The organism is Desulfoluna sp. CYM3A (assembly GCF_056829965.1).
Window position 1 is genome coordinate 5,853,524 of sequence record NZ_CP186556.1, and the last position, 17,645, is coordinate 5,871,168.

Sequence of the window (17,645 nt, forward strand, 5' to 3'; positions counted from 1 at the left end):
CTCTATGGTTCGGGCGTACCCTGCCCGGGCGTTTGTTTTTTGCGGGCGAATGCGCCGTCCCTTAAGCCTTGGGGGCAGGAGCCTTCGCGGAACTGGCGTAGCAGTACAGGCAGCCCGTGGGGCAGGGGTGCCGTGTGTAGGAGCCGATATCTTTGCTTTGGGTGCACCGGCACCCGGCCTCTTTTCTCTGGCCCGAGTCCCGTGCAAGGGAGAGATCGCCCCCGTAGAGCCCGGCCAGGAGCGGCCCGGGGATGCATGCGGACGGCGTGATGCCGCTGCCGAAGGGCAGGGCGTCCTGGAGCGCGTTCTCACAGCAAGTAAACAGATCGATGTCGAGGGCTTGCAGCTCCCGGTTCAGGCGCAAAGCGACGGCTACTTTCTCATGGATGGGAGGATCCGTCAACTCGATTCCCGCGGCCCGGCAGCGGCGAACCACTTTGGGGTAGAGATCCGCGAAGCTGGTGATGCAGCGGCGGATCCCGGCGTCGCGGGCCGCCTTTGCGATGCGGGAAAAATCGTGGAGGTTGTCGCAGGGGGTACCGGTTGCGTCCCGGTAGTGGCAGATGGGGTCAAAGCGCCAGGCCACGGCGTCCGGGCCCACGCGACGGCAGAGCTCGACCATGGCCTCCAGGCGGCGGTCCAGGGGGGGGACGCCGGGTTCCAGAAGTCTGTCCGTGCTGTTGACGGTGAGGTTGAAGTAGAGATGAAACCCTTTATTCCGGAGGCTGTCATCGCAGCCCCTTTTCAGGAAGGGGCCGATGTCCTTTGTCCAGAACACAAGGGTATGAACGCTCTCCGGGGTGAGGGCAACCCGCCGGGTTTCACCGGTATAGGGGTGATCAACGAGGGCCTCTCCGGCTGCGACGGAGTCCATAAACCAGTCCAGGTAGTGGGCCGGGATATCGCTGCGCCGGGAAACGGAGAGGACGTGTCGTTTGGAACTGCGTGTTGCCATCCACCTTTCCGAAAGGGGCTACTTGTTCCCGAAGGGGAACTGAATCACTTTGGCATCGGGCTGTTGCGGTGACGGCTCGGCGTCGTTGACGGCGAGGTGTTCCTCCATCGCGGGCACTTCCTGCATCTCGGTCAGGGGCTCGTCGTCCCACTCCTCGTCCTGGTCCACTTCGGGGCAGACGACTTTTTCGAGGCGCATGCGCTTGCCGCCCATGGTGAATTCGTCCCCATCGATGTACGCCCCCTTGAGGATCCAGGTCGCCGAGTGCACGGGAATCTGCAGAAAGAGCAGTTTGACGTGGAACCAATCGGGTTTGTCATCTTCCCAGATCTCCTCAATACGAGCGAAGGCCAGGGGGGTGTCTTCGTAATAGATCAGTACGATGTCCTTTTCGAACGTCATGCTACCGGACATGTCACGCTCCTTGCTTCCAACCGGGTGTTTTACAATGAAAAAAAGGCAAAAGCCCCTTTTTTGCGAAATTGCATTATGCACCTTTTTCGCCAAATTGGAAATCGAAAAGATGCGCTTTGGTATTCATGGGATACCGCGTCGGGAACAACAGCCTTGTTCGGTGCGGGACACCGGCCGTCCGAGGCCTGCTTTTCAGTCCCCGGGGCGGGGAAAGAGAAGGGCTCGCACCCATCCGATCACGGAGTTCCCGCGGAGTTGATCCCGATCGATGATATCGAATTCCCGGGCCAGCTGACCGGGATTTGAGAGCCATTCGCCCCGGGTACGAAGCTTGGTGTCGGGGTCGAGGTACTTGACGACACGTGCCGGGTTGCCCACGGCGATGGCGTTTGCCGGGATATCCGAGGCCACCACGGCTCCGGCGCCGATGATGCTGTTTTTTCCCACGCGCACCCCTTTGCAGATGATGGCGCTGTCCCCCACCCAGACGTTCTCTTCCAGAACCACAGGGCAGGTCTTGCCGATGGGCAGGCTGCGGTCGTAGATCCCGTGCCAGTCCGAGTCGGTGATGTAGGCGCCGCTGGCGATCATGCAGCTCTCGCCGATGGTGATCTCCGAGGCGGCCAGGATGCGCACCCCCGGACAGACCAGGCAGTAGTCGCCGATGGTGATGCCTTTGACGTCGGGGTCGGCGGACCAGACGGTGAGGCGCACCTTTCGGTCCGGTGCGGCGATGACCGTGGGGTAGGAGCCGATGCGGACGGGGCCGCCGAAGAGTTCCAGGTGCCAGGGTTTCATATAAGCGCCGCCCCGGCCCATGAAGTCGAGCTGGGGGCGGATATATCGGTTTGCATAGTATTTCTGAAACAGGATGTAGAGGCGTTTCAGCCAATAGGGTCTGTGGTCTTTTTTCACGTCAAACGTCCCGGCGCAGTGTGGGGTTGATTCTATTCGGTTACAGGCATTCGGCAAAGCTCTCGCCTGCCAGGGCCTCGTGGGATGCCCAGAAGTCATGGGAGAAGAGCCGCCCGGCCGGGGTCAGGTCAAAAAGGGCGTCGGCCGCCATGAGCATCACACCGTTGGTCCACGAGAGCTTCTCTTCGGGCCAGATTACCATGTCCGGGAAGGTGTAGCCGCACCAGTAGGAGCCGTCGTCAAACCGGGAGTCCTTGATCCAGTCAAAGATGATCTCGGCCTTGTCCCTGTGGCCCATGGCGGACAGGGCGAGGATGAACTCGGCGGTCTCGGCAACGGTAACCCAGGGCTCGTCGGAGACGCACCGCACCCCCTGGCCCTCCACGACGAATTTTTTCCAGTACTTGTCCAGCCGCTTCTGGGCCTCGGCCCCGGTGAGGGCGCCGGAGAGGATGGGGTAGAACCAGTCCATGGAGAAGCGGGACTTGGTGACTTTGGTAGCGTCGGCCGGTGCGGATGGCTTCCCGCACGCGGCGGAGGCCTTCGGACCAATTGGGCATGTCGTGGCCCAGCTCGCGGGCGATGGCCAGCCCGCACTTGAGGCTCATGAAAATGGAGCTGGAGCCCGTAAGCAGGGCCATGGGGTCCACTTCCCCGTCCGGGCTGGTTGCCCAGTGGATCTCACCGCCGGGGGCCTGCAGGGAGAGGGCAAAGTCGAGGCCCCGTTTCAGGGTGGGCCAGTAATCGGCGAGGAACTGACGGTCCTTTGTAATAAGGAAATGGTGGTAAACCCCCACGGCCACATAGCTGCTCATGTTGGAGTCGTGGGTTTGGTCCTCGGGCACACCTTTCTTATAGGAAGCATACCAGCTTCCGTCGTCCAGCTGCATGGCGGCCAGCCAGGCAAAGGCCTTGCGCGCCTCAGCGATGTGGCCGCCCACGGACAGGCCCATGGCCGATTCCACGTGATCCCAGGGGTCGGTCTTGTCTCCGTCGCTCCAGGGAATCTCGCCCGAGGGGAGTTGGTTGCAACCACGAGGCTGCCACCGATTCCAGATCCAGGGTCGCCACCCTGTCCTTGTCCAATCTTTTAAACTCCATGAACGCCACCTCACTTTCCCAGCTCATCTGCTCTGCAAAGGGGTTCCGGTCGGGTCCGGGTCCCGCAGATCAGGGTGTTGTACCGATTGGTAAAATATACCGATGATGTTTAGCAGAAGGGGGTGTCGGAATCAAGGGGGAACTTGGATATCCGGATTGAAGTGGGAGGGTTACCCGGGGTTTCTTTGTCCGGGAAGCGGTTGTTGAATGATGTTTCATTCACCTGGTATCATTGACTTAAATGGTATGTATACAAAGTATGTGCCGAAGCGATTAAAAGGGAGAAAAAAACTTGTAAAAGACCATATATTAAGGCCTATGCATGTCCTGATAAGAGGCAATTGAAAGAGACTTGTTTTCTCTTGACATACAAATAATCGGTCTGTTACAACATTCACTGTCAATATATAAATTGAACGATCATTCATTTCATGGCGTGATTGTAATTTATTATGCACAGGAGGGAATTATGAGTAGAAAAATCAGAAAAGCTGCAGTGATCGGGTCCGGGATCATGGGCGGCGGCATCGCAGCTCTCTTGGCTGCTGCAGGCGTGAAGGTGCTCCTTTTGGACATCGTCCCCTTTGACCTCACCGATGAGGAAAAGAACGACCCTGCGGCACGTAACCGCATGGTAGACAACGGTCTGAAAGCCACTCTGGCTGCCAAGCCGTCTCTGTTCATGACCAAGAAGGACGCTGCTCTCATCGAGACCGGCAACCTGACCGACGACTTCGACAAGCTCGCCGATTGCGACTGGATCTGCGAAGTGGTTGTAGAGAACCTGAAGATCAAGCAGGAACTCTTCGCTCGTATCGACAAGGTGAGAAAAGCCGATGCCATCATCAGCTCCAACACCTCCGGTATTCCCCTTGCCAAGATCTCTGACGGCCTCTCCGCAGGTTTCAAAGAGCACTTCCTCGGCACTCACTTCTTCAACCCCGTCCGCTACATGCACCTTCTGGAGCTCATCCCCGGAGCGGAGACCAAGCAGGAAGTCCTCGACTTCATCGCCAACTTCGGCGAAGTATACCTTGGTAAAGGGATTGTCTGGGCCAAGGATACCCCCAACTTCATCGGTAACCGTATCGGTATCCAGGGCATCGGCCGCGTACTCCAGGCCGTTGTTGAAGACGACATCACCATGGCCGAAGCCGACGCACTGCTCGGTCCCGCAATGGGTCGTCCCCGTACCGCCATCTTCGGCACCGCCGATATGGTAGGTCTCGACACCATGGTTCACGTCGCCGACAACTCCTACGAGCTCTGCCCCGACGACGAAATGCGCGACACCGTTGTTGTCCCCGACTTCGTTAAGAAGATGCTCGCCGACAACAAGCTGGACCAAGGAAGGCTTCTACAAGAAAGGCCGTGACGAGAACGGCAAGCGCTTCAAGAAGCAGCTTGACCCCGCCACCGGCGAGTACATCGACATCGAGAAGCCCTCTTTCCCCTGCCTGGACGCTGCCAAAAAGGCCGCTACCCCCGCAGAGAAGATGCAGGCCATCGTGTACGGCGACGACAAAGGCGCCAAGTTTGTCTGGAAGTGCACCGCCAACGCCATGACTTACTGTGGCAACCGCATTCCCGAGATTGCCGACTCCCTGGTTGAGATCGACAACGCCATGAAGTGGGGCTACGGCTGGGATGTAGGTCCCTTCGAAGCCTGGGATGCCATCGGCGTACGCAAGTCCGTTGAGAAGATGGAAGCCGAAGGGCTCCCCGTCTCCGCCAAAGTAAAAGCCATGCTCGACGCAGGCGTTGAGAGCTTCTACCGCGTAGAAAAGGGTATTCCCCAGTACTACGATTTCGACAAGGCTGCTTACGTAGACGTACCCCTGTCAGCTTCCGCTCTGTCCCTGGCTGCTGCCAAGGCAGACGGCAAAGTGGCTCTCTCTTGCCCCTCTGCTTCTCTCGTTGACATCGGTGACGGCGTTTACTGCCTCGAGTTCACCACCAAGATGAACGCCCTCAACGGCGAAATCATCGACTTCATGGGCGGCGCCCTGGATTACGTAGATGAGCACGGTGTAGGCCTTGTTATCGGTAACCAGGCCGGCGGCATGCCCGGTGCGTTCTCCGCCGGTGCAGACCTCGCCTTCGTTCTCAAGAAAGCAGAAGACAAGGCTTACGACGAGCTCGACGCCTTCCTCGAAAAAGGCCAGATGGGTATGCTCTGCCGGCCGTGGTTTCTTCCTTCCCCGTTGTGGCTGCCCCCTACGGCATGACCCTCGGCGGCGGTTGCGAAGTGTGCCTCTCTGCTGACAAGATCGTTGCCCACTCCGAGCTGTACAGATCCTGCTCCGTGTTGGCCTCCTGCCCGCAGGCGGCGGTTGCCTTAACCTCTGGAAGAAGTACATCACCTCTCTTCCCGCAGGGACCGACAAAGACACCGACCTTGCCAAGCTCTTCATCCCCACCTTCATGAAGATCGCCATGGCGGCTGTCTCCATGAGTGCTGCAGGCGCCGTTGCAAACGGTCACCTCTCCCCCACCAAGGACCGCATCGTCATGAACCGCGATCTCCTCATCGGCGAAGCCAAGAAAGAGGTCCTGCGTATGGTGGAAGACGGGTATGCACCCCCCATGAAGAAGAAAGTCCGCGTTATCGGCCGCGAAGGTTACGGCATGGTCAACGCAGAGATCTTCAACATGCTCAACGGTGGGTTCCTGTCAGAGCATGACGCCATGCTGGCCAAGCGCATCGCCTACGTTATCGCAGGCGGCGACGTGAAGTCCGGCACCGAAGTGAGCGAAGAAGCCATTCTCAAGCTCGAGCGTGAAGCCTTCATCGACTTCCTCAAGGAAGAGAAGAGCGTTGCCCGTATCGCGCACATGCTGAAAACCGGCAAACCTCTCCGTAACTAATAGCCGGGTTGGCCAATAGCCTTACGTTCAATTTCGATGCCTGTGAAGAGTACATGCATCACGCCGTGACGCACAGGGCGGGTCGCCCGCCCTGTGCCTCACTCCGGCGGATGCAGGAAAAGAGGGCATCAGGAAAATGGAGGAATAGAACATGAGAGATGCATACATCGTCCAGTCAGTGAGAACGCCTGGTTGTAAGAATAAGAGGGGTCAGTTCAAGGAGACCCGTCCTGAGGACCTCCTCTCCTTTATCATGAAGTCTTGTGTCGAAAAAGCTGGGGTTGATCCCCTCGAGATCGACGACGTCATGTGCGGTTGCGCCTTCCCCGAAGGTGAGCAGGGCCTTAACGTTGCCCGTGTCGCAGCCCAGATGGCTGGCTTCCCCGACGAAGTGTCCGGTGCCACCGTGAACCGCTTCTGTGCTTCCGGCATCGAAGCCATCGCCCTGGCCTCCCTTCGTATCCAGGCCGGTTGGTCTGATCTCACCATGGGTGCCGGTCTTGAGTCCATGACCTACGTTCCCATGGGTGGTCACACTCCCCGCCCTCACCCTGAATTCTCCGCAGTTAAGCCCGAGGCTTACATCTCCATGGGTGTAACCGCTGAGAACGTGGCTGACCGTTACGGCATCACCCGTCAGGAGTGCGATGAGTTCGCAGTTCGCTCCGTAAACAAGGCGGTTGAAGCTCAGGAGAAAGGCTACTTCACCGAGATCGTACCCGTTCCCGCATACAAATTTGTTGAGCAGGCTGACGGTACCTTCAAGAAAGAGACCTTCATGGTCGAAACGACGGCGTTCGCGCCGGCACTCACCGTTGAAGGGATCGCCCGACTGAACTCCCCCTTCAAGGCCGGTGGCGTGGCTACCGCAGCCAACTCTTCCCAGACCACTGACGGCGCTGCCGCTACCCTCCTTGCCAGCAAGGAAGCATGCGAGCGTCTCGGCCTCAAGCCCCTTGCAAAGCTCGTGACTTACGCCGTAGCCGGTTGCAAGTCCGACGAAATGGGTGTTGGTCCCAAGTACGCCATTCCCAAGGCTCTGGAAAAAGCTGGCCTCAAGGTTGAAGACATCGACGTCATCGAGCTTAACGAAGCTTTTGCTACCCAGTCCCTGCACTGCATCAAAGAGCTGGGCCTCGACGAGTCCAAGATCAACCTCAACGGCGGCGCCATCGCCCTGGGTCACCCCCTGGGTTGTACCGGTGCCAAGCTCACCGCTACCCTCATTGCCAACCTGGAGCGTACCGGTGGCAAGTACGGTATCGTCTCCATGTGTATCGGCGGCGGTATGGGCGCATGCGCCATCTTTGAAAGGGTTGAAGGCTTCTAATTGATGCCTCCCTTCAGGGAGATCCGTTGATTGCAAGTTATAGGCCGTCTCGCTTGTGCGAGGCGGCCCTTTTTTTTATCTGATTTAAGGTATGGCGTGTGGCGGGCTTTTACCCGCGGGCGTGGGGACAGCGGTGCTTTTTGGATTTTTCTTCGATCATGGCCCCCAGCATCTTGATGATGTCCCGCCAGCTGATGATGCCCACGGGCCGGTTGTCGTCGTCCACAACCGGGATGCAGGTGATGGTCTCGGTGTTGAACAGGCGCACGGCATCCCGCACCGAAGCATTCCGGGGCAGGGTGATGGGCTCGCGGCTCATTACCTGGTGCACCTTCTTGTTCAGGGTGGCCCGGTCTTCCTGAGTTTCTGCGGCAGTGCCCAGGTTCGGGCTGAGGGCCTTGAGCAGGGCCCGGTCGGAGAGGACGCCGTAGAGGCGTTTGTTCTCCACCACCAGCAGGTTGTGAAAGGCCACGTTGGCAAAGATATCCCGGACGACCCGCAGGGTGTCGTCGAGTTCCACGGTGACGATTCGCTTGGACATGATCTCTGAAATGTTCATGGGCCGCCCTTCCTTCGGTATCAACGTTTCCTTATCTTGCTTTTCCTTAGTTTAGGCCTGGGCTCCTGTATCTGTCAATGACTCCCGTAGCACATGCGCCGGGGCTTACCTGCGGGTGACGCAGAAGGTCACGTCACGGGATCGGTGGGCATCGCTGTCGGGCAAGAGCCCGTCATGGCAGCTGATGTTTCGGAACCCCCGGGCCGACAGCAGGCGGTGCAGCGTTTCGTGGGAGAAGGTATGGGTCCAGAAGCGGTAGGTATCCACCGAGCCGGATTCATCCGCCACGATATGCTGGCTGAGGCATACCCCTTGCTCTTCATAGCAAAAGGACCGGGACAGGGCGAGGTAGGGCCGGTCCCTCCAGAATCCCTTGTCCGAAGCTTCCCATTGCGGCTCGGGAAGGGTGGCGAGAACGCCTTCGTTCATGACGTCAAAGACAAAGACCCCGCCCGGCACCAGGGCCCGGTGGATCTTTGCAAGGAGGCGGTTCTGCTGTGAAGGAGTCAGGACCCCAAAGTCACAAAAGATCATGATGATGAGGTCGTACCGGCTGTCATGGTCCAGCTCCAGGTAGTTTTGGTTCAGGTAGGAGATCTCCAGCCCGCTTTTCCGGGCGGCTTGCCGGGCATATTTGATGGAGGTGGCGGAGATGTCCATTCCGGTGAGCCTGTGGCCGAGCCGGGCCAGCTTGTCGCAGTAGAGGCCGGGGCCGCAGCCCAGGTCCAGAATGTTAAGGGGGTTGTCCGGGGCCTGACCCAGGATCCAGTTTACCGTGTCCGTGATGGTCGACTCTTTTCGGCTGGCGAGGTCTGTGGCCTGGCTCAGGTGGGTTTCAAGGAGCCGGGCCCCGATGTACGGGTCGTCCCACATGGTGGCTGTCGCAGGGGCGTAGAGTTCGGGCTTTTTGGATGCGTCGATGAGTTGCTTGATGTTCATGAAAACCTCATGGTCCGGCCGTCCTTTGACGGAGCGGTGCCGGAATTGTCTTATGTTGAAGATGACATACGGTGCAGGAGGGGCGGCGCGTAAATAAAAGGCGGGGCTCTGTCGTAAAGGCGCACCTCACCGGTCCCGGGCCTTGGCCACCGCGCGTCCCAAATAGAGAGAAGGGGATATGTCTTAGATGGTTTTCATGATCCGCTGACTATAAATGTGGTGGATGGACATGTCAATCTCTTGTATGGTTGGTGCGTTATTTATCCCCTTAATGTATGAACAGCCCCCGTTAGGAGAGAGAGTTCATGACGGTGACCACGGATTTGAATCAACAGCCGGAATCGGTGATGGACGATGATGAGATGAGCTCCTGCTGCCTGGGGAACCTGGTGGTGATTATCAACACTAGGGGGGCCATTCCCACGGCCAAGGGGACCTACCCGGCGCGTTTCGGGCTCTATGGCGAGATCCGGAGCCGGGAGTTTGCCTTTCACTTCAACCCCACCGGAGAGATCCGCTACATGCGCGGGCTGACGCGGGCCTGGCCCCATCCCTGGGAGTGGCTGAAGCGGAGCTGGGGCAACGACTGGGTTTACTACTCCGTGGGTCTGGACAGGGGCCAGGGCCGGGTGAAGGACTGGGTGGGGGAGGACTACCTGCCCTGCCTCTCCTATGAGAGCAACGCCATCCGGGAGATGACCCCGTACACGGAGCCGGGCATTGCCCGGGCTTTTTCCGCCTGGTCCCAGGTCTACGGGACCCTCTGCACCACCTCACTTGAGGGACTGGCCCCTGAGATGCGCGCCTTTGTGGAGCTGGTCATCGAAGCCAACGACGACTCGGCCCTGATCCGGCGGGCCGAAGACCTGCACCGCATCATCGGCGGCCGGGTGAGCGTTTTGCCCCCGGACACCCGCCATGTGGATTACGAGGTGATCCCCCTGAACATCGCCGACGGCTGCCTCTACAAGTGCCGCTTCTGCTCGGTGAAATCCCGGGCTCCCTTTGCCCCCAGGAGCGACGAGGAGATCGCCGCCCAGATCGAGGCCCTGAAGGGGTACTACGGCTCAAGCCTCCAAAACTTTAACGCCCTGTTCCTGGGGGATCACGACGCCCTGGCCGCGGGTGGAGAGCGGGTGGCCCATGCTGCGCAGACCGCCTGTGAGGCCTTTGGCTTCGGGGTATCCAAAGGGGCGCCCCCCTCGGTGTTTCTCTTTGGGAGCTGCGCCTCGTTTTCCAAGGCCGGGGACGAGACCTTCAAGGCCCTTGAGGCGTTGCCCTGCACCGTTTACATCAACCTGGGCCTGGAATCCGCGGACGACGACACCCTGAAGATGCTCGGCAAGCCCATTACCGCGGCCATGGTCACCGAGGCCCTGCACAAAATGGTGGCGGTGAACGCCCGCTACCCGTCGGTGAACGTCACCGCCAATTTTCTTCTGGGCACCACCTTTTCCGAAGCCCATCACGCATCCATCATGGCGCTTCTGGGGTCGGTTTCCCGGGAAGAGGGGGCCAAGGGCTGCGTCTATCTTTCGCCCCTGGTGGAGACCCAGCGCCGCGAAGAGGTGCTGCCCATGTTCCACGAGATCAAGGAAGCAAGCGGGCTTCCCGCCTATGTTTACCTGATCCAGAGACTTTAAATTAGGACGCATCGCACCTTTTCATACCCTCTCAGGAATGCTATATAATGCGCCGTCTGAGACAATAATTTCATCCAAACAACCCGTGACGTATCATCCCCATCGGAGCCCAGCATGCACGAATTGATCATGATCCATATCTACGGCCAGGACAAGCCCGGCCTTGCCGCACAAATGACAGGTATTCTGGCTGAATACGATGTGGAGATCCTGGACATGGGCCAGACCGTGATCCACGATAATCTCTCATTGGGTATTCTCATTCGGATTCCTGTCAAGCATGAGGCGGCACCCATCGTCAAAGAGGTGCTTTTTGCGGCCCACGATCTGGACATCAACGTAAAATTTCGGCCCATCTCCGATGCCCGATACCGGGACTGGGTGGCGGCCTCCGGCAAGAAGCGGTACATCGTGACCCTTCTGGGCCGCAAGGTCACGGCCGTGCACATGGCCGAGGTGACCCGGGTCCTGGCCGAGAGCGGGCTCAACATCAACGGCGTGACCCGCTTGTCCGGCCGCATGCCCCTGACCGACGTGGAGAAGACCGAAAAGCCGGTCTGCATCGAACTCTCCCTGCGCGGCACCCCCGACGAGCTGGAGGGAATCCGCAAAAAATTCCTGGAGATCACCTCTCGCCTGGGCATCGACATCGCCCTGCAGGAGGAGACCCCCTACAGGCGAAATCGCCGCATGGTGGCCTTTGACATGGATTCCACCCTCATCCAGGCCGAGGTCATCGACGAATTGGCCGCCGAAGCCGGGGTAGGGGAGAAGGTGGCCGCCATCACCGAATCGGCCATGCGGGGCGAAATCGATTTCAAGGAGAGCTTGCGGCGCAGGCTCGGGCTCCTGGAAGGGCTCTCAGAAGAGAGCATGCAGAAAGTGGCCGAGCGAATCCCCATGACCGACGGGGCTGAGCGCCTCATCGCCAACCTCCGCCAGTTCGGCTACAAAACCGCCATCCTTTCAGGGGGCTTTACCTATTTCGGCCGGATCCTCCAGAAAAAGCTGGGCGTGGACTACGTCTACGCCAACGAGCTGGAGATCAAGGACGGCAAACTCACCGGCAAGGTGGTGGGGGACATCGTGGACGCCGCCAAAAAGGCCGAGCTCCTCCAGATGCTCGCCAAAAAAGAGGAGATCAACCTCCAGCAGGTCATTGCCGTGGGTGACGGGGCCAACGATCTGCCCATGCTCAACCTGGCAGGCCTCGGCATCGCCTTCCACGCCAAACCCGTGGTGAAACAGGGCGCCCGCCAGTCCATCTCCACCCTTGGCCTCGACAGTATTTTGTATCTGGTGGGCGTTAGAGATCGGGATACGTTGATATAGGGCCGGGGTGTCCCCGGCGGGGCGTTTTTTAACGGAGTTTCAAAAAGGCACATATGTGAAGATTAGAACGATTGGTGGGCCAATGCATTCAAATGATTGAGGACTGTTGGGCTGACGGTTCGTCCCGCTGGCTCTGTGCAGCGATGTTGGAACGCTATTTTGTCTTGACATCGGCATTGATTTTGCCCATTATACGCACCGAACGAACGTTCAATCTCAGTTCGGGATTGAGAAGGACCCTATGGATCATATCGACGATAAACGACATGCAATTTTTGAGACGACCCTTCGCCTCATTGTTGAAAACGGTTTCCACGGAACGGCCATGTCCAAGGTGGCCAAGGAGGCCGGCGTCAGCACCGGAATCATTTATCATTATTTCAAAGGCGGAAAGGATGAGCTGATTCTGGAGCTGTATCGTTTATTAAAAGAGAAGGCTGTGGCTGCGATCTATCAGGAGCTTGATATCTTACAGCCCCTGAGTGCCCAGATGAAGTCCATCTGCGAGTCGTGTTTTCGATACAGCCTGAGACATCCCATGGAAACCTGTTTCGTGCAGCAGTTCTACACCTCCCCCTATTATACGTCTGAAATGCAGGAGGAGGAGGTGCGTCTCTAACGCCCCTCTCATCGATATCGTCCAAAGGGCCAGGGACGAGATGATCATCAAAGATTTTCCGGATGATGTCATCGGGACCCTTATAAGCGATGTGGCGAACACCCCTTGCCGAGAAGCAAAGCGTTGGTTTTATAGAACTCTCCGATGAGCTGGTGGATCGAATCATCGAAGCCCTCTGGGAGGCCATTCGCAGGTAGGGGCATGATGTCGCCCTGACCCGCTCAGTGCCCGGAGGCGTGTCGCGTCCTGTCCGTGAGGAAAGGTCGCGTATAAATTAGAGTGTTCCCCGCTTGTGCGGGGACTTTTTTTGTCTTGCTGTCGAATGAATATTCAATCTATAAAATCGAATGAATATTCGATCGATGTTTGAACGATGGGGGTCTTACCCTGCAACTATGGAGAACCGTATCATGATCTTTCGTTTACCCAGGCCTATCCCATGGCGGCAGCTCCTGCCGGTGCTCGCCCTTGCTCTTTTGGCGGGGTGCGCCACGGTGGGGCCGGACTACAAGGGCCCCCCAGATGGAGGTGGGGGCCAGCTGGCATGAACCCCCGGACCCTGCTGTTCTGCCCGGCAGGAGCCAGGTTGAGCAGTGGTGGACCCTTTTTCAAGACCCCTTGCTTTCCCGGTACATCAAAGAGGCGGCGGAGAACAACCGGGATCTTCTCACCGCCATGGCCCGGGTGGAAGAGACGCGTGCGCGCCTTGGCGTGGTCCGTGGGGATCGCCTCCCGACGGTGGATGCCTCGGTGGGCGTCACCAGGAGTCGCAAGAGCGAAAACGTCGGCGGAACCGGCAGCACAGACACCCTTTACGCTCCGGCCATCGGGGCCAGCTGGGGGAGCTCGACCTTTTCGGGCGCATCAGGCGGTCCGTTGAGGCTGCCGAAGCAGAGTACCAGGCCAGCGAAGAGGACCGCACCGATGTGATGATTACCCTCTACGCCCAGGTGGCCATCACTTACCTTGATGTGCGCACCGCCCAGGCCCGCCTGGCCGCTGCAGAGGCCAACATCACCTCACAGGAAGAGGTCCTGGCCCTCACCGAATCGCGGTTGGCCCACGGCTTGGCCACCAACCTTGATCTTGCTCAGGCAACAAGCCTCCTGGCAAGGGCTGAGTCGAGGTCCCACCGCTTCGCATTGCCATCTCCCAGGGTGTGAACAACTTGGCCGTTTTGCTGGGCAAAGCCCCAGGATCCCTCCATGAGGAACTCATGGCGTCCAAGCCCATCCCGTTGCCCCGGCGAGGGTCACCGTGGGGGTTCCCGCCGACCTCTTGCGGCAACGGCCGGATATCCGAAGGGCGGAGCGTCGGCTGGCCGCCGAAACCGCCCGCATCGGCGTTGCCACGGCTGCCCTTTACCCCAGTTTTTCACTGACCGGTTCCTTCGGGTTTGAATCCGTGGACTCCGCAGATCTGTTTGATGCGGCCAGCCGGGCCTTCTCCTTCGGGCCCTCTCTGCGGTGGAATATCTTTTCCGGAGGGCGCCTCAAAAACTTAGTCAAAGCCCAGGACGCCGTCACCAGGCAAGCCCTTTTTACCTATGAGCAGACCGTTCTAAATGGCCTTCGGGAAGTGGAAAACACCCTGAAAGCCTATGTGGAAGACCGGGTCCGTCTGGCGGCCCTGGAGCGCTCGGTGGCGGCAGCCCGCCGTTCGGCGGCCTCCACCTGATCTCTACACCCAGGGCCGTCTTGGACTTTCAGCCCGTGCTGGATGCTCAGCGCGATCAGTTTAACTTTGAAAATCAACTGGCCGCCGCGCGAGGCGATAGCGCCGCCAATTTTGTGCGGTTGTACAAGGCGCTCGGTGGAGGACTGGCAGCCCTCAAAGCCTGCCTCGGGCGGCGCGGGTGGCAAAGCCACTGTCACGAAAAACCTCGAAAGCTGATTGCCTTTGCGATGTCCCCCTCGTTTCTCGGGAAAAGCCGTAAAAGCCTTCGTTTGGGCTTCGCCCGACACAAGAGCCGTTGGTGTATGCGTCTGGTGTCACACGCATCTACCGGTAAGGCAACGCTGTCTTCATCGAATCGAAACGCGACTAGTGAAACCGGCCTATACCCAAAGGAGGTTGCCACGTTTCACACTTCACGCGAATGCCCGACAGCTTTTACAGATTGTCACCCATTATGCCTTCGCCTTATGGGGTGCAGGGGATCATCCCCTGCCCGCCGGAGGCAACATAAGGAGAAAAAAATGACCACACGTTTTCGTCATACATTACCCATTTTCATTATTCTGGCAGCCTCGATGTCGGGCTTTGTCGGCTGCTCCCGGGAGCAGGCCACTGGCATCCCTGCCGGCCCCGGCTCCCCCGTCTGTGACCGTGAGCAAGCCGCTTCAACAGCAGGTCACCCATTACGATTCATTTACGGGCTCCACAGAGGCCCTGGCCTTTGTGACCATACGGGCCCGTGTGGAGGGTACCCTGGACACGATGCATTTTCTGTCCCGGGGGCACGCGTCAAAAAAGGGGATCTCCTTTTTTCCATTGATGATGATCCGTATCGGGCGCGCCTGGAAGAGGCCAGGGCAGCCCTTGTGATCCGAAAAGCAGAGCTGAAGCTGGCCGAGACCACCTGCCAGCGGCGTGAGCTGGCCTTTAAAAACAGGGCGGTCAGTGAAGTGGCGGTGAGGGAAGCTCAGGCGACCCTCTCCACGGCACAGGCGGCGGTGGCGGCTGCAAAGGCCACGGTGAACCGGGCTGAGCTTGAGCTTGTCCTGCAGACCCCGATCCACGGCTCCCATCAGCGGGCACATCGGACGGAACCTGGTGGATCTGGGCAACCTTGTGGGCGCAGGTGAGCGAACGGAGCTTGCCACCATTGTGAACGATGACCAGGTGTATGCCCATTTTATGGTGAGCGAAAAAGAGGTGATTCGGTATCGCCAGCTTGGGGACACGGCCTCTCCGATTACCAAAGGAGCCCCTGTGACGCTCTCGCTTTCCGGCAACGACACCCCCGGGGTGACCGGAACCATCGATTATGTCGGGACCCATGTGGACGGCGAGACCGGCACACTCAGGGTGCGGGCCGTTTTCGACAACAGGGACGGCACACTTCTTCCCGGCCTTTTCGCGCGCATTGCGGTTCCCGTGGGGGGCGCCCGCATGGCCCTGCTTGTTCCCGACACGGCCCTGGAAGGGACCAGGGCGGAGACTTTCTGCTGGTTGCCGACAACACCAACACGGTGGTGCACCGAAGGTTACCTTGGGGGGCTGGTGGACGGCATGCGGGTGGTCACCAGCGGAATCGGCGGGGATGACCGCATTATCATCAATGGGAACCAGAGGGCCAGGAAAGGCTTGCCCGTTACCCCCATGGAAGAGAATGAAACCGCTTCGGTACGGACAAAAGCCGAAACCCCGTCTGTTTAGGAGATAATACCCAGCGTTTAGCCGTTTTTTTATTGATCGCCCCATTTTCGCCACGGTGGTGTCCATCGTGATCATGTTGATGGGGGTTATCACCGCCAAGCTGCTTCCCGTTGAACAGTACCCGGAAATCGCGCCGCCGCGGGTTCAGGTGTCGGCGACCTATCCCGGTGCCAGCGCAAAGGTCATCGCCGAAACCGTTGCCCAGCCCATTGAAAACCAGGTCAACGGTGTGGATGGCATGCTTTACATGTCGTCCACCAGCACCAACAACGGAGAGTATTCCCTCGACATCAGCTTTGAGGGGGGGACCGATATGGACGTGGCCTCGGTGCTCGTCCAGAACCGGGTGGCGCAGGTGGAGTCCCAGTTGCCCGAGGAGGTCCAGCGCATGGGCCTTTCCGTGAAAAAACGGGGGGCAAACATCTTTGCGTCCATCGCCCTGTCTCCCCCGATAACCGGTATGATGCTTTTTATTTGAGCAACTATGCCTCGATTCATCTTGTGGATAAGCTCAAGCGAGTCGAGGGGATGGGGGATGTCAGCACCTACGATGTCGGTGACTACGCCATGCGCATCTGGCTCGATTCCGAGTTGATGGACGCACGGGGGCTGACCACCACGGATGTGCTGGCCGCGGTCCGGGAACAGAACGTGCAGGTGGCCGCGGGCCAGCTTGGCCAGCTTCCTGCGGACAGGGATGTGTCACATCAATACACACTCACCGTTCAAGGCCGTCTGGATGACCCTTCCGAGTTTGAAGACATCGTCATCAAGACCCTCCCCGGCGGGCGCCTGGTGCGCTTGAAGGACATCGGTCGCGTGGAACTCGGCGGGCAGAACTACGTGATGTTCACCAACCTCGACGGCTACCCCAGCGCAGCCATCGGATTGACTCTTCAGCCGGGGGCCAATGCCCGGCGGCTGCCGATGAGGTCCGCGGGCTCATGGATGAGCTCTCAAAGGACTTCCCCGAAGGGATGGCGCACATTGTTACCTTTGATGCCACGACCTTTGTGGATGAGTCCATTGACGAGGTCCTCGAAACCCTTCTGATCACCGTGGCCCTCGTTATTCTGGTAATCGTTGTGTTTCTACAGAACTGGCGGGCAATTCTTATTCCCATGGCATCCATTCCGGTCTCTCTCATCGGGACCTTTGCCGTGATGTACGCCATGGATCAGTATCAACATGCTGTCCCTCTTCGGCATCGTCCTTGCCATCGGTATCGTGGTGGACGACGCCATCGTGGTGGTGGAAGACGTGGTGCGTCACCTCGATGAAACAGGGGTCCCCCCCAGGGAAGCGGCCATTCTTGCCATGAAGGAAGTGACCGGGCCCATTGTGGTAACCACCCTGGTGCTGGCATCGGTTTTTGTCCCCACGGCCTTTATGGGCGGGGCCACGGGGCAGCTCTACCGCCAGTTTGCCATCACCATTACCGTTGCGACGGTGTTTTCGGCCATCAACGCCCTGACCCTGAGCCCTGCACTTTCCGCGCTTCTGTTGCGCCCGACAAAATCCTCCGGGTCCAATCTCTTTGCCCGGGGCTTCAACAGGTTCTTCGACAAGGTCCAGGGGGCTTACGGCCG

The 17,645-nt window shown here is 59.0% G+C and carries 18 protein-coding genes and 1 pseudogene; 13 read left to right on the forward strand and 6 right to left on the reverse strand.

Going from position 1 to position 17,645, the window contains the following annotated elements; all coding sequences use genetic code 11:
* Positions 1–61 precede the first annotated feature (61 nt).
* From ACOYW1_RS29440 to ACOYW1_RS29455, 4 genes are all read right to left on the reverse strand, one after another.
* A complete protein-coding gene (locus ACOYW1_RS29440) occupies positions 62–955 on the reverse strand; it encodes a DUF1848 family protein (protein ID WP_482420763.1) in 894 nt (297 codons plus the stop codon).
* A gap of 18 nt (positions 956–973) precedes the next feature.
* A complete protein-coding gene (locus ACOYW1_RS29445; RefSeq protein ID WP_482414340.1) occupies positions 974–1,369 on the reverse strand; it encodes a hypothetical protein in 396 nt (131 codons plus the stop codon).
* 192 nt (positions 1,370–1,561) lie between these two features.
* Complete coding sequence (locus ACOYW1_RS29450; RefSeq protein ID WP_482420764.1) at positions 1,562–2,284, reverse strand: acyltransferase; 723 nt, start codon at positions 2,282–2,284, stop codon at positions 1,562–1,564.
* Between the two features lie 40 nt (positions 2,285–2,324).
* Entirely contained in the window at positions 2,325–2,756 is a 432-nt protein-coding gene (locus ACOYW1_RS29455; protein ID WP_482420765.1) for a hypothetical protein, read from the reverse strand.
* A 1,098-nt stretch (positions 2,757–3,854) separates the two neighbouring features.
* Between ACOYW1_RS29455 and ACOYW1_RS29460 the strand changes: the two genes are divergently transcribed.
* The 4 genes from ACOYW1_RS29460 to ACOYW1_RS29475 all read left to right on the forward strand — a co-directional run bounded on the left by ACOYW1_RS29460 (position 3,855) and on the right by ACOYW1_RS29475 (position 7,583).
* A complete protein-coding gene (locus ACOYW1_RS29460) occupies positions 3,855–4,760 on the forward strand; it encodes a 3-hydroxyacyl-CoA dehydrogenase family protein (protein ID WP_482420766.1) in 906 nt (301 codons plus the stop codon).
* On the forward strand, positions 4,684–5,613 hold the full coding sequence (locus tag ACOYW1_RS29465; RefSeq protein WP_482420767.1) for a Clp protease/crotonase-like domain-containing protein: 930 nt from the start codon (positions 4,684–4,686) through the stop codon (positions 5,611–5,613). Before ACOYW1_RS29460 ends, ACOYW1_RS29465 begins: the two co-directional genes overlap by 77 nt.
* 223 nt (positions 5,614–5,836) lie before the next feature.
* On the forward strand, positions 5,837–6,253 hold the full coding sequence (locus ACOYW1_RS29470) for a hypothetical protein (protein ID WP_482420768.1): 417 nt from the start codon (positions 5,837–5,839) through the stop codon (positions 6,251–6,253).
* Between the two features lie 151 nt (positions 6,254–6,404).
* Complete coding sequence (locus ACOYW1_RS29475) at positions 6,405–7,583, forward strand: thiolase family protein (protein WP_482420769.1); 1,179 nt, start codon at positions 6,405–6,407, stop codon at positions 7,581–7,583.
* A 109-nt stretch (positions 7,584–7,692) separates the two neighbouring features.
* Here ACOYW1_RS29475 and ACOYW1_RS29480 read toward each other — a convergent pair whose 3' ends face one another.
* Both ACOYW1_RS29480 and ACOYW1_RS29485 read right to left on the reverse strand, forming a co-directional pair.
* Positions 7,693–8,142 carry a CBS domain-containing protein gene (locus ACOYW1_RS29480; RefSeq protein WP_482414344.1) on the reverse strand — a complete coding sequence of 150 codons (450 nt, stop codon included), beginning with the start codon at positions 8,140–8,142 and terminating at the stop codon, positions 7,693–7,695.
* Positions 8,143–8,247: 105 nt separating this feature from the next.
* Positions 8,248–9,081: a class I SAM-dependent methyltransferase gene (locus ACOYW1_RS29485; RefSeq protein WP_482420770.1), complete on the reverse strand. Its 834-nt coding sequence runs from the start codon at positions 9,079–9,081 to the stop codon at positions 8,248–8,250.
* A gap of 305 nt (positions 9,082–9,386) precedes the next feature.
* Between ACOYW1_RS29485 and ACOYW1_RS29490 the strand changes: the two genes are divergently transcribed.
* The 9 genes and pseudogenes from ACOYW1_RS29490 to ACOYW1_RS29530 form a co-directional block, all read left to right on the forward strand.
* Positions 9,387–10,724, forward strand: a complete 1,338-nt coding sequence (locus tag ACOYW1_RS29490; protein ID WP_482420771.1) for a radical SAM protein — start codon at positions 9,387–9,389, stop codon at positions 10,722–10,724.
* A gap of 114 nt (positions 10,725–10,838) precedes the next feature.
* Positions 10,839–12,056, forward strand: a complete 1,218-nt coding sequence (gene serB, locus ACOYW1_RS29495) for a phosphoserine phosphatase SerB (protein ID WP_482420772.1) — start codon at positions 10,839–10,841, stop codon at positions 12,054–12,056.
* Positions 12,057–12,297: 241 nt separating this feature from the next.
* Positions 12,298–12,675 carry a TetR/AcrR family transcriptional regulator gene (locus ACOYW1_RS29500; RefSeq protein ID WP_482420773.1) on the forward strand — a complete coding sequence of 126 codons (378 nt, stop codon included), beginning with the start codon at positions 12,298–12,300 and terminating at the stop codon, positions 12,673–12,675.
* 522 nt (positions 12,676–13,197) lie between these two features.
* Positions 13,198–13,605 (forward strand): TolC family protein, encoded by a 408-nt coding sequence (locus ACOYW1_RS29505; RefSeq protein WP_482420774.1) that lies wholly within the window; start codon positions 13,198–13,200, stop codon positions 13,603–13,605.
* Positions 13,539–13,838: a TolC family protein gene (locus ACOYW1_RS29510; RefSeq protein WP_482423847.1), complete on the forward strand. Its 300-nt coding sequence runs from the start codon at positions 13,539–13,541 to the stop codon at positions 13,836–13,838. Before ACOYW1_RS29505 ends, ACOYW1_RS29510 begins: the two co-directional genes overlap by 67 nt.
* 94 nt (positions 13,839–13,932) lie before the next feature.
* Entirely contained in the window at positions 13,933–14,352 is a 420-nt protein-coding gene (locus ACOYW1_RS29515; protein ID WP_482420775.1) for a TolC family protein, read from the forward strand.
* Between the two features lie 575 nt (positions 14,353–14,927).
* Entirely contained in the window at positions 14,928–15,482 is a 555-nt protein-coding gene (locus tag ACOYW1_RS29520; RefSeq protein ID WP_482423848.1) for a hypothetical protein, read from the forward strand.
* Complete coding sequence (locus ACOYW1_RS29525; RefSeq protein WP_482423849.1) at positions 15,451–16,056, forward strand: efflux RND transporter periplasmic adaptor subunit; 606 nt, start codon at positions 15,451–15,453, stop codon at positions 16,054–16,056. The genes ACOYW1_RS29520 and ACOYW1_RS29525 overlap by 32 nt, the downstream gene beginning before the upstream one ends.
* Positions 16,057–16,129: 73 nt before the next feature.
* Positions 16,130–17,643: pseudogene (locus ACOYW1_RS29530) on the forward strand (efflux RND transporter permease subunit); the annotation flags it as partial.
* Positions 17,644–17,645: the final 2 nt, after the last annotated feature.